Below are 16,119 nucleotides of genomic sequence, written 5' to 3'. Positions count from 1 at the left end.
GGAAAGAGGAAAGAGGAAAGAGGAAAGAGGAAAGAGGAAAGAGGAAAGAGGAAAGGGGAAAGAGGAAAGGGGAAAGGGGAAAGAGGAAAGGGGGTACTCGTGGCTCAGGAGCCGGGGTCGGCCTAGCGCGGGCGGCGCTTTGCGCTCTCGCGGGCGCGGCGGACGGTCTCCCCCACCTCAGCGCGCGGCTCGAAGGCACCGTATCGGCGGCGGGCGGCCTCACCGATCAGGAAGTCGCTGAGCGCCGGGTTCTTCGGGAGGAGCGAACCGTGGAGGTAGCTGCCAATCACGTTGCCCGTACGGGCTCCTTCGACGCCGTCCGTCGGGTTGTTGCCAGCCCCCTGCGTGACGCGGCCGAGCGGCTGTGAGCCGGGGCCCAACGTGGTAACGCCGCTGTGGTTTTCATAGCCGATGATCTCGCCGAACTCCGGGGAGTCCAGCACGATGTTGCCGATCATGCGTTCGCTGCCGCCGCGCGTCTCGACGTCAAGCACACCAATGCCGCTCAGCTCGTCACCCGTATGGGTGACGAAACGGTGACCAAAGAGCTGGTACAACCCACAAATCATGAGCATGGGCACGCCGTCGTCAGCGAGCGCGCGGAACTCTTCGGCACGCAGCGCGAGATCGGCCGCCACGCGCCCCTGCCCGGAGTCCTGGCCACCACCACCGATTACGAGGTCAATCGTGTCGGGAAGGGCGTCGCCCGGGTTCAGCTCCACCACGCGTGGAACAAATCCGTGGGCTCGGACACGGCGCTCGAGCGCCAGCACGTTGCCCCGATCGCCGTAAATGTTCATGTCGCGCGGGTAGAGCGACAGGATCACGAGTTCCTGTGGCTCCTCGGGTACGTCGTTCACCAGATGTCCTCCACGTCGGTCAGTTCGGCGAGGGCCCGTCGAAGCTCGAGCATGGCCGTGTAGGTGCAGTAGATACGGCGCGGCTGATCCGGCGTCCGTTCACGGAACGCTGCCAGCGCGCGCCCCAGGTCCTCTTCGACGGCGGCGACAGGCACGTCGTCGTGTTCGAGTCGGAGCGCCATGTCCCAGGCCCGGGCGCCGCTCACCATCGCGACTCCGGAATCGGCGAGCGAGGAGAAGTCCACGTCCCACAGCCACGACATGTCGCGACCGTCCGCGTACTGGTCGTTGATCGCGATCATCGCGCCCACACCCGCAGCTTCAAAGGAGGCGAGACCGAGGCGGAACCCGGCCGGGTTCTTCACGAGGACAAGCTCAAGCGGTTGGCCGTCGAGTTCAAGCTGTTCACCGCGACCGAAGGCGGGGCGAACCTCGGCGAGGGCCGCGACGTGACGTGACGTGTCAGAGGCGATCGTCGTGCGCGCGACGTGATCCGGCAGCGGGCCCGCGGCCGCGATCTGCCGCACGGTCACGAGCGCCGCGGCGGCGTTGAACGTGTTGTACAGCCCTTCAAGCTTGAGTGGGGTGCGGTAGCGCTCCCCCTCGATCACGAACTCGGCCTCGTGATCGCCGAGCGCCACGAGCGTCACGTCAGCGGGCGCGCCCCCCGGCGTCGCAGCGGGGGCAACCGGCCCGGTGTGAAAGTCGTCATCGCTCGGGAATGTCGCGAGCAGGTCGTCGGAAAGCCCGAACTCACGCACCTCAACCGAATCACCGGCGCGCTGGCGTGTGCGTTCACCGATGGCGTGGATCAGCCGGTCCTCGCGGTTCACCACAAGACCCTCGGTTGTCGCGTCCGCGATCCGCTGCAGCAGGCGCGCCGTCGTATCGATCTCCCCGAAGCGGTCGAGCTGATCCCGCAACACGTTGAGCAGCAGCGTGAACCGTGGCGGCACACGATCGATGAAGTACATTGCGTGCGCCTCGTCGAGCTCGAGCACCGCGATATCCGCGTCGAGCCTGCCCCGCCAGGACCCCTCGGCCACCGCGGCGGCAACCACGCCGCGAGAGAAGTTCGATCCGGTGCGGTTCGTGAATACACGCAGACCCTCGGCCTCGAGCATCTCCACGATCATCTTCGTGGTGGTTGTCTTTCCGTTCGTGCCGCTCACAGCCACCACACCGTAGGGGAGGCGGCCGAGCACACGTCCGAGGAAACCAGGGTCGATCTTCTCGACAACCAGTCCGGGAAGTGCAGAACCGCCGCCGCGCAGGCGGGCGACTTGCCGAACGCTCTTGCCGAGCAGAGCGGAGATCACATCACGCATGGATCAAGCTTAGTGGCGCAGCGCTGACGTTTCTGCAGCGGGCCTACTCGGCCGCGTGCCGTGCCCGAGACTCACCGCGTTGTTCGCGGCTCAGCAGTTCCGGACGCACGCGTCGCGTCCGCTCGATGCTCTGCTCCTCGCGCCACGCGGCAATCGCCGCATGGTTGCCACTCAAGAGCACCGGCGGCACATCGTGCGAGCGCCAGGATGCGGGCTTGGTGTAGCTCGGGTATTCAAGGAGCCCGTCTTCGTGGGATTCCTCGACAAGGCTTTCCGGGTTCCCGACGACGCCGGGGACAAGCCGCGCAATGGCCTCGACCATCGCAATCGTGGCGACTTCTCCCCCGTTCAGGATGTAGTCACCGATGCTGACGAGCCGCACGCGTCCCCGCGCGGCGTACTCGTCGAACACCCGCTGATCAATCCCCTCGTACCGACCGCAGCCGAACACAAGGTGGGGTTCCTCCGCGAGCTCACGAGCCATGCGCTGCGTGAACACCTCGCCGGCGGGCGACGGGAAGATGATGAGTGGTTCTGCCTCTGATTCCGCGAGGACTCCATCCAGGGCTTCGCCCCACGGCTCGGGCTTCATCACCATCCCGGCACCGCCGCCCGCGGGCGTATCGTCCACGGTCCGGTGCTTGTCGTGCGCGTGGTCGCGCAGATCATGCACGTGGACGTCGATCAGCCCCCGCTGCTTCGCTTTCCCGAGCAGCGAGAGCTCGAGGGCGTCAAAGTAGCCGGGGAAGATCGTGACGACGTCAAGCCTCATGCGGGGGTGTCTCCTGCGGTGTTCGATTCGGCTGCGGTGTTCGTGCCTGTCGGCGCATCCTGCTCGATCGGAGTCGAACCGGGGCCACCGGCGATCTCCGCATCCTGCTCCTCGAACAGACCGGGCGGCGGGGTCACGGTGACGATCCCGGCCTCGATATCAACGCTCGGCACGATCGCCTGTACAAACGGGACGAGCACAGTCCCCGCAGGAGTAGTCACGACAAGCAGATCCTGCGCCGGGAAGTGGCGCACCTCGGCGACAGTGCCCAGCTTCTCTGAATCGCGGACAACGTCCAGGCCGACAAGCTCGTGGTCGTACCAGGCGTTTTCTTCGCTGCCCTCGGCAACGGCCTGCTCGTCGATCCACAGGATCGCGCGCACGATGCTCTCAGCACCCGTGCGCCCGTCTACCTCGTCGAAAAACCCGACGGGCGAGTCGTTGAACCAGCGCAGCTCACGCATGGTGATTGTGCGACCGAACCAGGGCGAGTCCTCGGGGACTTGCAGGAAGAACTCGGCACCCGGGGTGAAGCGGAGTTCTGGATTGTCCGTGAACAGTTCAAGCTTGATGCCGCCTTTGAGGCCGTGCGGCTTCGTGAGGCGGCCGACGCGCAAACTCCCCGCCCCGCTTGCGGGACGGGGAGCCTGTGCGCGCCCGGAAGCGTCCGCCATCAGGCGTCACTTCCGGATGCGGCGGCAGGAGCTGTCTCTGCGTGGGCTGCGTCATCGGTATCAACGACGTCAACCCGGACCCGCTCACCAGCGGCGAGGGAAGATACGACTGTGCGCAGTGACGAAGCGGTGCGACCGCCTCGTCCAATAACACGGCCGAGGTCTTCCGGGTGCACACGCACCTCGAGGATTTCGCCGCGGGCACCCCCGCCGCGAGTATCGACGCGCACCCTGTCAGGGTGGTCGACGATTCCGCGGACGAGGTGCTCGAGCGCGTCAGCCAGCGCCTGCTGTGCCAAGAGAATTAGGCCTCGGTGGTCTCGGCTGCGTCCTCGGCGGGTGCCTCGGCAGCTTCCTCAGCGGGAGCCTCGACTGCAGCGGGCTTCTCAGCCTTGGGACGCAGGACCGGCTTCTTCGCGGCGTTGACCTCGAAAGCTTCCTTTGCCTCGGGTGCGAGCACGCGCGACTCGGTCGGGCCGACGCCGGAGAACTTGCCCCAGTCGCCCGTGAGCTTGAGGATCGCTGCAACCTGCTCGGTCGGCTGTGCGCCGACGCTCAGCCAGTACTGCGCGCGATCCGAGTCAACCTCGATGAAGGAGGGGTTGGTGTTCGGGTTGTACTTGCCGATCTCCTCGATGACGCGGCCGTCACGCTTGGTGCGCGAGTCAGCAACGACGATGCGGTAGTACGGTGCGCGGATCTTGCCGAGGCGCTTGAGGCGAATCTTGACAGCCATGTGTGTCTCCTTGAATAGCGATGTGACTGGGCGCTGCAGAACGAACGTCGCGGCGCGAAAGCCTGGGCACGCGAATGCGTGAACCTGTCTATTTTCGCACAGCGAGAGCAGAATCGCAATTTTCGCTCTGACCAGGACTTTACTAGGAACGGGCGGCGGGGAGGCCGCCGACACGGTGCTCCAGGGCGGTGAACAGGCGCTCCGCGACCCCCTCATGGTGCACACCATCGTGCTCATACTCGTTGGTCACCCACGCATTCAGACCGGCGACCCGAGACGCTGTGTCACGCGAGAGCTCCGCGTCGACATACATGTCGTCGGCGTACACGACGGCCTCAACGGGCACCTCGTTTGCCGCGAGCCGCCCGGCATCGTAGAGCGGGATTGGCCATTCCGCTTCAGCGAGCGCCTGGACCCCGTCCCGGAAGCCGCGCAGCGCCCGGATCTCGTCAAACATCCACGGGAACGCCATCTCGCCGGTAAAGCTGAGCGGACGCTCCCCCGTCCCGAACTCGGGCCACAGTTCGCGCTCCTGCTGAGCAGCCCAGGCGGTTGGCCCAGGCCCATAGATGCTCTCTTGCAGTGCCATGTAGAGCGGGTTCCCCGCATACCCAGTTGCGGATCCGACCTCCGCCAGAAAGGTTTCGCTCAGCCGCGTCTCGGCCTCATCCGCAAACGCCTCGTCGAACAGCCAGTGCACCCTGTCGAAGCCAGGCCCTACGCCGAAGTTGCTGCCGAGCGTCTGCAGCCGGTGCGCGGTGAGTCGGTCCCCGTCGGGGAGCCGCACATCCTCCGCAGCCAAGAGGTCAGCAACCCGAGCGATTCGATCAACAAGGTGCGGTGCACGGTCCCGGAACACCGCATTCTTCGCGACGACACGCGGGAAGGTCCGTCGATACACCTCCGCCGGATCCGGGTCGAGAGCGGGCAAGCCGCCGGTGACAACCGAGGCCACCAGCGCTTCGGGTGCCACCGAGAGGTAGTGCAGCGTCAGGAACCCGCCATAGCTCTGACCAATGCTCCACCACTGTCGACTGTCATAGTGAGTAGTGCGCAGGGCTTCAAGATCCTGCACGATCGAGTCGGCCCGATACAGTGCAAGCCGTCGGGCAGCCTCCGCCGCGGGGAACTGCGCGAGACTCGAGCTGGAGAGCGGAGTTGAGCGGCCGGTCCCCCGCTGATCCGGGATCACGACACGGAACCGCCGCAGCACGGAGCCGAGCCAAGCGCTCCGAGAGAGCGGGCGCGTGCCTTTGCCACCCGGGCCGCCCTGCAGATGGACAAGCAACGGCAGATCGTCGTACCGGCGCTCCGCGGCGACGAGTTCGCGCGCGAACACGCGGATCGTCTCCCCTCCAGGGTCGGCCCAGTCGAGCGGCACCGTCGTCCACACATCGCGAGCGACGATGTCCGTACCGATCAGGTATTCCGCTCCGCGGCTCGACCGCGCACCCGTATTCTGCATCTCTCCAGCGTATCCCTGCTGCTCGACCTAGGTGTGGTCCAGGATCCACCCCAGTACAAACGGGAAGCCGAGCAGGAAGATGATGGCGGCCGGTGCGATCACCCAGCTCCACGACACGGAGCGCCTGAGCCGCAGGCCTTCGTCCGCAACCCGGACTCGCGGGCGGGCCGCGCGCGGATCCGAGTAGGTCACCACCTGGTGTGTCAGCTCCGCCCCGACGAGCTCCGCGAAGCGCAGCAGCGCGGTAATCTCGGTGCGGTCACTGCGGGCCCGCACCTTCTTCGACACCACGATCATCCGGTCCTCAACGACCTCGATGTCCCAGTGGCGACCCCAGTCGATCAGGCTTGCCATCACGTCCGGGGTGAGCAGCTCGCGCGCGTCGCGCTGATAGCCATCTGGAGCGTAGACGGCGAAGTACCGGTCAAAGTCACCCTCGAGCGAGACCCGCAGCGTGCCAGGCAGGGTGTTTCGCAGCCGACCGTTGCTCAGCGCATCGATCATGAGGTGCGGCACCGGACGTGGCAAGCGCAACTGTAGGAAGCGAAACGCGAGCGCCGGGCCTTTCGGGTCATTCTTCCCGCCCGCATACCCCGCCACGGCCACCTGGAGATCGGGCTCCCAGGCGGGCCCAGCGAGTTCAAGGGAAAAGTTCGCGCGGAATCGCGCCTCGTTCCCGGGCGGGAGCGATCCCGGACGGGGTGTCCCCCGACGCACGCGCTCCCGAGCCTGCAACCGCGCAGAGGAGTCCTGGCCCTCGGCGAAGAAGATCCCGCGCGCCGGCGGTGCGCTGCCGATGCGGGCATACCGCAGCCCACGGGCCTCCGCGAACGCGCGGAGAGCGAGCTCGCGCCGCAACTCTGCGGGTGCCGCAAGCAGGATCACCGCGAACACCCCCAGCAGGATCATCGCCCAGACCGCAGCAACGGTGAGGAGGCCGGCCGCCCAATCGAGCCACGCAGGGAACGCCAACGGCGCGATGAATTCCCACTCAAGACCCGCGAGCACCACCCCGAGCGCCACGGCAGGGATGAGCAGCATCCCGCCGAGCGCGGCCTTGCGAAACACCCGCGGGTCGGCGGCACGCACGTCGGCCCAGGTGATCCGTGCCGGCCAGCCGTCGCCCGACACCCCATCGGGTGCCGGGACGCGCGAACGGGCTATCGCAGGCCCTTCCCGAGCATCTGCTGGAGCTTCGCCAGTTCTTCTTCAGAAGGCTGCGCGGCCGCACCGCCGCCCAAGCCAAAGCCCGAACCCGTGGGCGTCGCGGCCTGCTTTTCGGTGATTCCCGCGGCCTCCTGCGCACGCTTTGCCGGGTTGCCCGAGCGCTGCTTGCCCTTGCCCTTTGCCTGCGCCTTTTTCTTGCCGCCGTGACCGCCCATGCCCGGCATGGGACCCATCCCGGGGATCTGCGGCATACCGCCACGAGCTACCGTCTTCATCATCTTCGCGGCCTGCTCGAAGCGCTGCACAAGCGAGTTCACGTCGGTCACGGTCATGCCCGAGCCCTTCGCGATGCGGAGTCTGCGCGAGCCGTTCAGAAGCTTCGGATTTTCGCGCTCCTCCATCGTCATCGACTGGATGATCGCCTCGGTGCGCACGATTTCGCGCTCGTCGAAGTTCTCGAGCTGATCTTTCATCTTGCCCATGCCCGGGAGCATGCCCATCATCTTCTTGATGGATCCAGCACCGCGAAGCTGCTGCATCTGACCGAGGAAGTCGTTGAGCGTGAACGCGTCCTTCGCGATCTTCTCCGCGACCTTGCGCGCCTCGTCCTCATCGAAAGCCCCCTGGGCCTGCTCGATCAGCGTGAGGATATCGCCGAGGTCAAGGATCCGGCTTGCCATGCGGTCCGGGTGGAACGGCTCGAAGTCTCCGAGCCCCTCGCCTGTCGACGCAAAGAGGATCGGCCGGCCGGTCACCCCTCGGATCGAGAGCGCGGCACCGCCGCGAGCGTCACCGTCGAGCTTTGTCAGGACGACGCCGGTGAAGTCGACGCCTTCCTGGAAAGCTTGGGCGGTCGCCACGGCGTCCTGACCGATCATCGCGTCGATCACAAACAGGACTTCGTCCGGGTCAATCGCCTTGCGAATGTCCGAGGCCTGACGCATGAGCTCCTGGTCAACACCGAGCCGACCGGCAGTATCAACAATGACGAAGTCGTGCTGCTTGGCACGCGCCTCGGCAACACCCCCCTGTGCGACCTTGACCGGGTCGCCCACACCATTGCCGGGTTCCGGCGCGTAGATCGCGGCACCAGCTTGTTCGGCGACAACGCCGAGCTGGGTCACCGCGTTCGGACGCTGGAGGTCACAGGCGACGAGCAGCGGGGTGTGTCCCTGATCCTTCAGCCACTTTGCGAGCTTGCCAGCCAGGGTCGTCTTACCGGCACCCTGCAGGCCGGCGAGCATGATGATCGTCGGCGGCTTCTTCGCGAACTGCAGTCGACGCTGTTCACCGCCCAGGATCGCGACGAGCTCCTCGTTCACGATCTGGACGACCTGCTGCGCCGGGTTCAGCGCCTGATTGACCTCGTCACCAAGCGCGCGCTCGCGCACCTTCCCGGTGAAGTCCTTGACGACGTCCAGGGCCACGTCGGCCTCGAGCAGGGCGCGCCGGATCTCGCGAACGGTGCTGTCCACGTCAGACGCGGAGAGCTTGCCCTTCGACCGGAGGTTCTTGAAGGTGTCGGTGAGCCGCGCAGAGAGGTTTCCGAAAGTAGCCATGATGGGTTGATTCTACCCGGTCGGGGCATGCCGGGATCGCACCGGCACGCCCCCGCGAGGTTACTCGCCGCTGTAGTCGTAGAACCCGCGTCCGGATCCCTTGCCCAGCCACCCCTTGTCGATGTACTCGCGCTTGATGTACTCGGCGAACTCTCGCGCTTCGGGATCTGCCGAGTCCTTGTTGAGCTGGTAGGGCGTCATCATGCCCACGATGTCATAGATCTCGAAGGGGCCGACGGGCGACCCCGTGGCGATCTTCCAAGTGTTATCGACGTCTTTCGGCTCCGCAACACCACGCACGAGCAGTTTGCCCGCAGCATCGAGGAAGGGAACGAGCAGGGAGTTCAGGACGTACCCGGGCTGTTCTTTGTGGATCCGGATCGGCACCATCCCGATTTCCTCGGCGAACTCCGCGACCTGCTCAAACACCGCGGGATCAGTCCCGGGGTGCCCCATGACCTCACCCGTGTTCTTGGCCCACACCTCGTTCGCGAAGTGCAGCGCGAGGAACTTCTCGGGTCGCCCGGTGAATGGCGCGATGTCGCTGGGGAGCAGCGTCGACGAGTTCGTGCAGAAGATGGTCTTCTCGGGGGCCAGCTTGCCCACCTGTTCCCAGGTGCTCTGCTTGATGTCGAGACGCTCCGGGACCGCCTCGATCACAATATCCGCGTCGGAGAGCGCGGCCTCAAGATCCGACGATGTACTGATCCGGGCCACTGCCTCATCGAGCTTCTCGGGCGTCGCGTCAGGCAGGTCGCGCAGATACATCGGCTTGAGATACTCCCAGCGAGCGGGAAGCTTCGCGAGGATCTCGTCGTTCAGGTCGTACGCGACGACCTGCTTGCCGGAGTATGCCGCTTGAAAGATGATCTGGGAGCCGAGTACGCCCGTTCCCAACACGGTGAGGTTCTGCATTGTTGCCCTTTCTCGAACGCACTGCCTGGTGACAGCGCTTTCGGTCCGGCGGCCGCAGCGTGTGGCTCGGCCGTCAGGCCTCACCCTCCAACCTAGTCGAGTTAGCCGCGGCCCGAGCGGGATTCGCGGCGGGCGAATTCCCCGTTCCCGACCGGTTCCGGGCGCGCCCCGCGGCTACCCGACGAGCTGCTGGGCGAACACGTGCGGAGTGAAGCCCGTGAGGTCGCCAATCCCCTCGCCCTGCCCCACCAATTTGATGGGGAGGCCGGTCCGTTCCTGCACCGCGAGCACAAAGCCGCCCTTCGCGGAGCCGTCAAGCTTGGTGAGGACAAGACCGGTCACCCCAGCGTGCTCAATGAACGCCTCGGCTTGCGCCAGGCCATTCTGGCCGGTGGTCGCGTCGAGCACAAGCAGGACCTCCGCGACCGGGGCCTGCTTTTCGATCACACGCCGCACCTTGCCGAGCTCGTCCATCAGGCCGCCCTTGGTCTGCAACCGACCTGCGGTGTCGATGATCGCAATGTCGTAGGATCCCTCGATCGCGCGCTGTACGGTCTGGAACGCAACCGCCGCCGGATCCTGCCCCTGCTGCTGCGGCTTCACGATGTCCACGCCTGCGCGGTCAGCCCAGGTCGCAAGCTGCTCGACCGCGGCCGCGCGGAAGGTATCCGCCGCGCCGACGAGGATCTTCTTATCGAAGGCCTTCAGGTAGTTCGCGAACTTGCCGATCGTCGTCGTCTTCCCGACGCCGTTCACGCCGACGACAAGGATCACCGCGGGCCGCTCGGACAAATGGAGCGTCGGGTCATAGGCGGCGAGCCGCTCCTCGACCGCATCGCGCAGCATGCTGCGCATCTCTTTCACCTCGGTGACCCTGTGGCGTTCAACCTCGGAACGGAGGTTCGCCAGGATCGCCTCCGATACGTCAGGCCCGAAGTCTGCAGTGATCAGCGCCGCCTCGAGATCATCCCAGGTGTCCTCGGTAATCAATGCCGGGCCACTAAAGATGTTGCGGAATGCCTTCGAGAAGGACCACGATCGCTCTGCCATGCCGTCAGTCTACCGAGGAGCGGACCGGTCGCGGGCCCGCCGACGTTCCGTCCACCCGCGGCGGTTCCGGGGCATCCAGCAGGTCTCGGAGCTCGGAGGCTGTCAGCGTCTGCGAGAACAGCTCCTCGTCGTCGATCACCGCGTCGAACAGGGCCCGCTTGCGCTGCTGCAGTGCAAGGACTTTCTCTTCGATCGTGCCGAGCGCGATCATCCGGATCACGTGCACGGGCCGCTCCTGTCCGATCCGGTGCGTGCGGTCGATTGCCTGCGCCTCACTTGCGGGATTCCACCAGGGATCCAGCAACACCACGGTGTCTGCCTCGGTGAGGTTCAGCCCCACCCCGCCCGCCTTGAGACTGATGAGAAACACGTCGGCTTCTCCGCTGCGGAACCTGTCAATCACCGCGTCCCGCTGGCGGGTGCTGCCGTCGAGGGTGACCGTGCGGATTCCCTCCGCCTCGAGGCGCTCTTTGGCCAACGACAGGAACGACGTGAACTGGCTGAACACAAGCGTGCGCCGCCCCTCCTGCGCAAGCTCGGCAGCGTGTTCGACGAGCGCGCCGAGCTTCGCAGACGGCAGCGCAGCGTACTGCCCATCGATGAGGGAGGCATCGAGCGCGAGCATCCGCAGCAACGTCAATGAGCGGAACACCGTGAAGCGGTTCCGATCAAGCTCTGGAATGAGGCCGTAGAGCTTTTGGCGCTCGCGCTGCATGAAGCGGTCGTACAGCTCGCGGTGCTCCGGATCAAGCTCGACCTCGAGCACCTGCTCGTGTTTCTCGGGCAGCTCGGAAGCGACGAGCGCCTTTGTGCGGCGCAGCAGGAATGGGCGTACCCGCTGCCGGAGCCGCTCCGTGCGCTCCGTGCGGAGGCCCGCCTGGGATTCGGGCCCGCTCCCGGCACCCTGCCCGACCGAGATCCCGAGCGCTGGGCGCTCGATGGCGCGCACGTATTCCTCTTCGAAGCGTCGCGCCGAGGGGAACAGTCCGGGTGCCACGATGCGGCACAGGGCGTGGAGTTCACGGAGCGAGTTCTCAATCGGCGTGCCCGTGACCGCCAACTTCCAGGAGACCGGAAGGTCTTCGGCGAGTTCGTTGCCGCGCGCCCGCGCGTTTTTCACGAACTGCGCCTCGTCCAGGATCAGACCCGCGATCCCGCGCGCGGGATCCGCCGCGACGGCGCGATAGGAGGCGAAATCGAGCCGGAATAGGGCGTAGCTTGTGACCACGAGATCCGCCGCCGCGAGATCGTCTGCGATGCTTCCGGCGGGCGGACTGTCTTTCCGTCCACTCGCCTCCGTCGCGGTGCGCACCCGCACCCGCAGGCCCGGGGCGAATCGTGCGGCCTCGGCCGCCCAATTGCTCATCACGGAGGTCGGAGCCACCACAAGGAAGGGCCGGCGCTCGCCCAATTCTCGCGCGTGCTCGATAAGCGTCAGGCACTGCAGGGTCTTTCCGAGCCCCATGTCGTCGGCCAGGATCCCGCCCAGACGGGTGCGCCACAGAAACGCGAGCCAGTGGAAGCCATCCCGCTGATAGGGGCGCAATTCCGCAGTCATCCCCCGCGGTACGGGCACCGCAGTTGGCGTTTCCGCCTGCACCGCACGCACTTCACGCACGAGCATGCGCCACTCCGCGGCGGCCTCGCTCTGCTCGGCGAGGTCTTCGAACTCGGCCCAGTGCGCAGCCTGGTGACGGCTGATGCGCGGGCCCGTCTCCCACTCGTCGAGATCCTGCGCCTCCGCGATCATCTCCGCGAGCGGTGCGAGCGCTGGATGTGTGAGCGACAGGTAGCTGTTGTCGACCAACAGCAGCTTCTTGCGCCCCTGCGCGAGGGCACGAAACAGCGGGGCGAACGGCACACTCCGGCCGTCCACGGTGACAAGCACGCCCAGATCGAACCAGTCTTCCTGCTCACTCGGCACCACCGTAATCTCGAGCTGGGGTGGACTTGTGAGCTCCCGATACTCCGGGGCGCGGCCCGTGCGACGCACCTCGATACCGGGGGTGCGTTCCAGCACAGGCAACACGCCGCCGAGGAACGCGGCGGCGTCAACACCGCGCAGCTCCGTAGCCGGAGGGAGCGCCGCATCGGCCCAGGCCTCAGGAAGAAGATCTGCGCCGCGCAGCGCACGCGGGATCAGCTCCGAAAACACGGGAGCGGTGCTGTCCGGGTCGCCCTCGACCACCCAGTTGAGCGAGAGTCGGTGGCCGTTGCGCCACGCGGCCGTCAACACGATCCGCGCGGGCGGCGGATCCGGGATCACGACCGAGCCGTCCGCGCTTGTCAAACGGAACCGCGTCCGCAGCTCAGGGACCCCCTCAGCCAAGAACGCATCTCGGTCGATTGCTGGAATCGTGAGCGGGGCAGGGTGTGCTGCGGCTGCGCCGGATCCGGCACCGGAGCCGGAACCTCGAGCCAAGATCCCGCGCTCGGCCGCTGTCAGCGCAGCGGCCACGGGCGCGAGCCAGACGACAGCGTGCCCGCCCGGCATCGCGTCGGGATCAGCACCGTAGATTCCGTGATCTGCGATCGCACGGACGCTGCGGAACGGTGCCAGATCATCGCCCACGGTGACACGAGGCACGAGCCGAATCCCGCCGTCCAGGGTTGCGGCGGCATCCAGACTGAGTTCCGCGGCCTCCCGCAGCTGCACCGTGGGGCGCGGCCCGGTTCCCACCAGAGCAATGCCCAGCGTGTCGGCCTGCAACAGCAGGGCCCACAGCGCGGGGCTCGCAAAGTCGTCCAGGAACACCCAGTTCGGATCCTGTCCCACCGTGATCGTCTCGGCTGCCCGATGCAGCGCAACGAACTGCCGAAACCAACGCTGCTGGGCCGGGTCCAGGTTGAGTCGGCTTCCCTGGTGACCGATGTTTGACCAGCTCAGCCCACCCCGCGACCACCCGCGCGCCGTGCGCTGCACCGGTCTGGTACCGAGCTGGAAGACTCCGCTCCCGATCTCCTGCCCCACCTTGACCGCCCGAGACGTGGGACCGTTCCACCGGTCCGCGGTGCGCGGAATCATCTCCCGGAGCTCGAACTGCAACGCGAGCTCCAGCCAGGGAGAGGGCTCGAACTCCGCACCGGCGTCGCGAACTGTCCGGGTTCTGGAGTCTCCCGGCACCCCCGATCCGGCACCGATCACGTCCGCACCCTGTCGACCCACAAGCCGGTCCAGATCTGCCCGCCAACTCCGCTCTGTCACAGCAGTCGCTCCCCACTCACCGAAATTCCGGGGCGCGCGGCACCGCGGCGCGGGGCGGATACCGCGCACAAAGGAATTCTGGCCAGTTCAAACATGCTTGGTCCATCGTACGAGGCACCACCGACACTCGGCCGCGCCAGGTTCCGGGGCCGCGGCATTGCAATCAGCCGCGAGCGGGTATATTTGAAGGAGTAATCCGCGGCCCTCGGGCTACGGCGCTCGGCACGGCCAGCGCTGCGGATACGCCGCATCGCACGCGGCGATCCCGCGCCAGACCGCGCTGGGGCTGAAGAAAGGCCAGATTCGTATGCCCGCGAGTGGGTCCCCCACACACCACGAGCCCGCTTCGAGCGTCCCCGACGGCGCACGGAACGACCGTGAGGCCGCCGCTGCCCAGCGCGACATCGCCCCGGAGCTTTCGGAGCGTGCCGACGCGGCAGTGTTCTCCGAGCGCAGCCGCGGCACCGACGCGAAGATCGCGTCCCGCGCAGACGGCGACTCGGTCCGGGCCACGATGGCACGCTACTACTCACTCACGAAGCCCGGAGTGCTGTACGGCAATGTGTTGACCGCGGCGGCGGGCTTCCTGCTCGCAACCGGCGTCGCACGTCACTTCGACGTGTGGCTGTTCCTCGCCACCATCATCGGCACCACGTTCGTGATCGCTTCAGCCTGCGTGCTCAACAACGTGCTGGATCGCGATATCGATGACCGCATGGAGCGCACCAAGAAACGGGCCACGGTCTCGGGCAGCATCAGCGTCCGCGGTGCAGTCATCTTCTCGATCGTGCTGTTCGTGCTCGGCAACATCGCGCTCGTTGCCTGGACCAACTGGCTTGTGGTTGCCACCGGGCTCGCCGGGTTCTTCACCTATGTGGTGCTGTACGGCATGCTCTCGAAGCGGATGAGCGTGCACGGCACCCTTGTCGGGAGCGTCTCGGGCGCCGCACCAATCTTCGCGGGCTACGTCGCCGTTTCCGGAGTTGTCGACGCGGGTGCCATCTTCGCGTTCCTCGCGATCTTCTTCTGGCAGATGCCCGAGTTCTACTCCATCGCGGTATACCGCCGCGACGAGTACGCACGCGCTGGGGTCCCAGTGATCACCGTGGTCAAGGGCATCCCCCGCGCGAAGGTCGAGATCCTGATCTACACGATTGCCTACGCTGTCGTGTCAGTACTGCTCACCCCGTTCGGCTACACCGGCTGGGTGTACGCGGTGGTCATGGGCGCGCTCGGGCTCTGGTGGGTCGTCATCGGCGTCCAGGGGTTCCGCGCGAAGGACGATAGCGCCTGGGCCCGCCGCATGTTCCGTTTCTCCCTCATCATCATCATGGCGTACAGCCTCATGATCGCCGTCGGGCCACTTCTTCCGTAACTGCGGGACATCGCACCGGCGCGGGTGCGTGGGTGTGCGCTTGCGCGTTGGCTTGCGCGTGCGCGTGCGCGTGCGCTTTGACTTTGGTCTGTGCGTTTGCCTGGGCGTTGGCGTGAGCTTTGGTATTGGTATTGGTATTGGTTTTGGTTTTGGTTTTGGCTTTGGCTTTGGCTTTGGCTTTGGCTTTGGTGCGAGCTTTAGCTGACGGTCTCCTCACGGCTTCACACGTGCCGGGCGCGAGTGGGAGCTGCGTGTAGCCAGTAGAGCCCCAACGGCGTCAGGCCGGTGGCGAGACAACCGCGCTCCCCGCACATGCATCCTGGAGCGTGTGAGGCGTGTCTCCGACTCGGCCCCACTCTCCGGTGGCGGATCCTTTGCGGCAGCTCCCCTCCGGCAGCACCTTTGCCGAAGTCGTTCAGCCGCAAGATTTCTTCTCCAGGACCGCGCTAACGATGCACTTTGGTGAGCCAGGTTGGCATCCAGTCGCAATTCGAACATACTTTCGAACCGTTATCGAATTGTGGCCTCCTCAAAACGTAGTATGTCCATCAGGGGTTCTTTCCGCGGCCCTACTTTCTGGCCCAACTTCCGCGTGTTGTCAACGGTTTTCGAGGCCTGATTGTCAGTGGCATGTGCTGGAATAGACGCATGACGCTCACCGGAGACGCACCCTTCCCCGAGACCCCCGACACGGGTGGTCCCGGGAAAGGTGTGCGCGGTTCCGGTGGGGGTGCGAGCCGTTTTGGTGCGGGCGGTTCTGGTGCTGCGAACGGTGCCGGATCTCGTTCTGGCGGAAGTGGTAGGTCTGGGTCCGGTTCTGGGGCCGGTTCTGGTTCTGGTTCTGGTTCTGGTTGTGAGTCTGGTGCCGGGTCGAGTTTCGGATCCACGCTCCCGCCCCGCCTGGTGCGCGTGGATGCGCTCCTCACGGCCCTTGAGGAGTGGGAAGCACAGCAGCGTCGCCGAGACGCGGAGCGGCTGAGTCTCCTCGCTGATCTTCACGAGACAGCGCTCGG

The 16,119-nt window shown here is 66.1% G+C and carries 14 protein-coding genes; 2 read left to right on the top strand and 12 right to left on the bottom strand.

Translation table 11 applies throughout. The annotated features are described in order from the left end of the window. Window positions 1–122: 122 nt before the first annotated feature. The 12 genes from FM113_RS15090 to FM113_RS15035 form a co-directional block, all read right to left on the bottom strand. Window positions 123–860 carry a type 1 glutamine amidotransferase gene (locus tag FM113_RS15090; protein WP_087015658.1) on the bottom strand — a complete coding sequence of 246 codons (738 nt, stop codon included), beginning with the start codon at window positions 858–860 and terminating at the stop codon, window positions 123–125. Continuing rightward, a complete protein-coding gene (locus tag FM113_RS15085) occupies window positions 857–2,188 on the bottom strand; it encodes a Mur ligase family protein (protein WP_087015657.1) in 1,332 nt (443 codons plus the stop codon). The genes FM113_RS15090 and FM113_RS15085 overlap by 4 nt, the downstream gene beginning before the upstream one ends. Window positions 2,189–2,231: 43 nt before the next feature. Beyond that, a complete protein-coding gene (trmD, locus tag FM113_RS15080) occupies window positions 2,232–2,960 on the bottom strand; it encodes a tRNA (guanosine(37)-N1)-methyltransferase TrmD (protein WP_087015656.1) in 729 nt (242 codons plus the stop codon). Further along, complete coding sequence (gene rimM / locus FM113_RS15075) at window positions 2,957–3,634, bottom strand: ribosome maturation factor RimM (RefSeq protein ID WP_087015655.1); 678 nt, start codon at window positions 3,632–3,634, stop codon at window positions 2,957–2,959. Before rimM ends, trmD begins: the two co-directional genes overlap by 4 nt. Then, window positions 3,634–3,933 carry an RNA-binding protein gene (locus tag FM113_RS15070; RefSeq protein ID WP_087015654.1) on the bottom strand — a complete coding sequence of 100 codons (300 nt, stop codon included), beginning with the start codon at window positions 3,931–3,933 and terminating at the stop codon, window positions 3,634–3,636. The genes rimM and FM113_RS15070 overlap by 1 nt, the downstream gene beginning before the upstream one ends. 5 nt (window positions 3,934–3,938) lie before the next feature. After that, complete coding sequence (rpsP, locus tag FM113_RS15065) at window positions 3,939–4,370, bottom strand: 30S ribosomal protein S16 (protein WP_087015653.1); 432 nt, start codon at window positions 4,368–4,370, stop codon at window positions 3,939–3,941. 142 nt (window positions 4,371–4,512) lie between these two features. After that, a complete protein-coding gene (locus FM113_RS15060; protein WP_087015652.1) occupies window positions 4,513–5,835 on the bottom strand; it encodes an alpha/beta fold hydrolase in 1,323 nt (440 codons plus the stop codon). A 27-nt stretch (window positions 5,836–5,862) separates the two neighbouring features. After that, entirely contained in the window at window positions 5,863–6,966 is a 1,104-nt protein-coding gene (locus FM113_RS15055) for a hypothetical protein (protein ID WP_087015651.1), read from the bottom strand. A gap of 29 nt (window positions 6,967–6,995) precedes the next feature. Continuing rightward, complete coding sequence (gene ffh / locus FM113_RS15050; protein ID WP_087015650.1) at window positions 6,996–8,561, bottom strand: signal recognition particle protein; 1,566 nt, start codon at window positions 8,559–8,561, stop codon at window positions 6,996–6,998. Window positions 8,562–8,621: 60 nt separating this feature from the next. Then, a complete protein-coding gene (locus FM113_RS15045) occupies window positions 8,622–9,476 on the bottom strand; it encodes a 3-hydroxyacyl-CoA dehydrogenase (RefSeq protein WP_087015649.1) in 855 nt (284 codons plus the stop codon). Window positions 9,477–9,650: 174 nt separating this feature from the next. After that, on the bottom strand, window positions 9,651–10,526 hold the full coding sequence (ftsY, locus tag FM113_RS15040) for a signal recognition particle-docking protein FtsY (RefSeq protein ID WP_087015648.1): 876 nt from the start codon (window positions 10,524–10,526) through the stop codon (window positions 9,651–9,653). Window positions 10,527–10,530: 4 nt separating this feature from the next. After that, a complete protein-coding gene (locus FM113_RS15035) occupies window positions 10,531–13,731 on the bottom strand; it encodes a DEAD/DEAH box helicase (RefSeq protein ID WP_087015647.1) in 3,201 nt (1,066 codons plus the stop codon). Window positions 13,732–14,038: 307 nt separating this feature from the next. Between FM113_RS15035 and cyoE the strand changes: the two genes are divergently transcribed. Next, a complete protein-coding gene (gene cyoE, locus FM113_RS15030; RefSeq protein WP_087015646.1) occupies window positions 14,039–15,106 on the top strand; it encodes a heme o synthase in 1,068 nt (355 codons plus the stop codon). A gap of 40 nt (window positions 15,107–15,146) precedes the next feature. Beyond that, complete coding sequence (locus FM113_RS18235; protein ID WP_176387254.1) at window positions 15,147–15,311, top strand: hypothetical protein; 165 nt, start codon at window positions 15,147–15,149, stop codon at window positions 15,309–15,311. The last annotated feature ends 808 nt before the right edge of the window (window positions 15,312–16,119 follow it).

The organism is Leucobacter sp. 7(1) (assembly GCF_900163635.1).
GTDB lineage: Bacteria > Actinomycetota > Actinomycetes > Actinomycetales > Microbacteriaceae > Leucobacter.
Note: the sequence above shows the minus strand (reverse complement) of the source record. Positions and strands in the feature narration are given on the sequence as shown.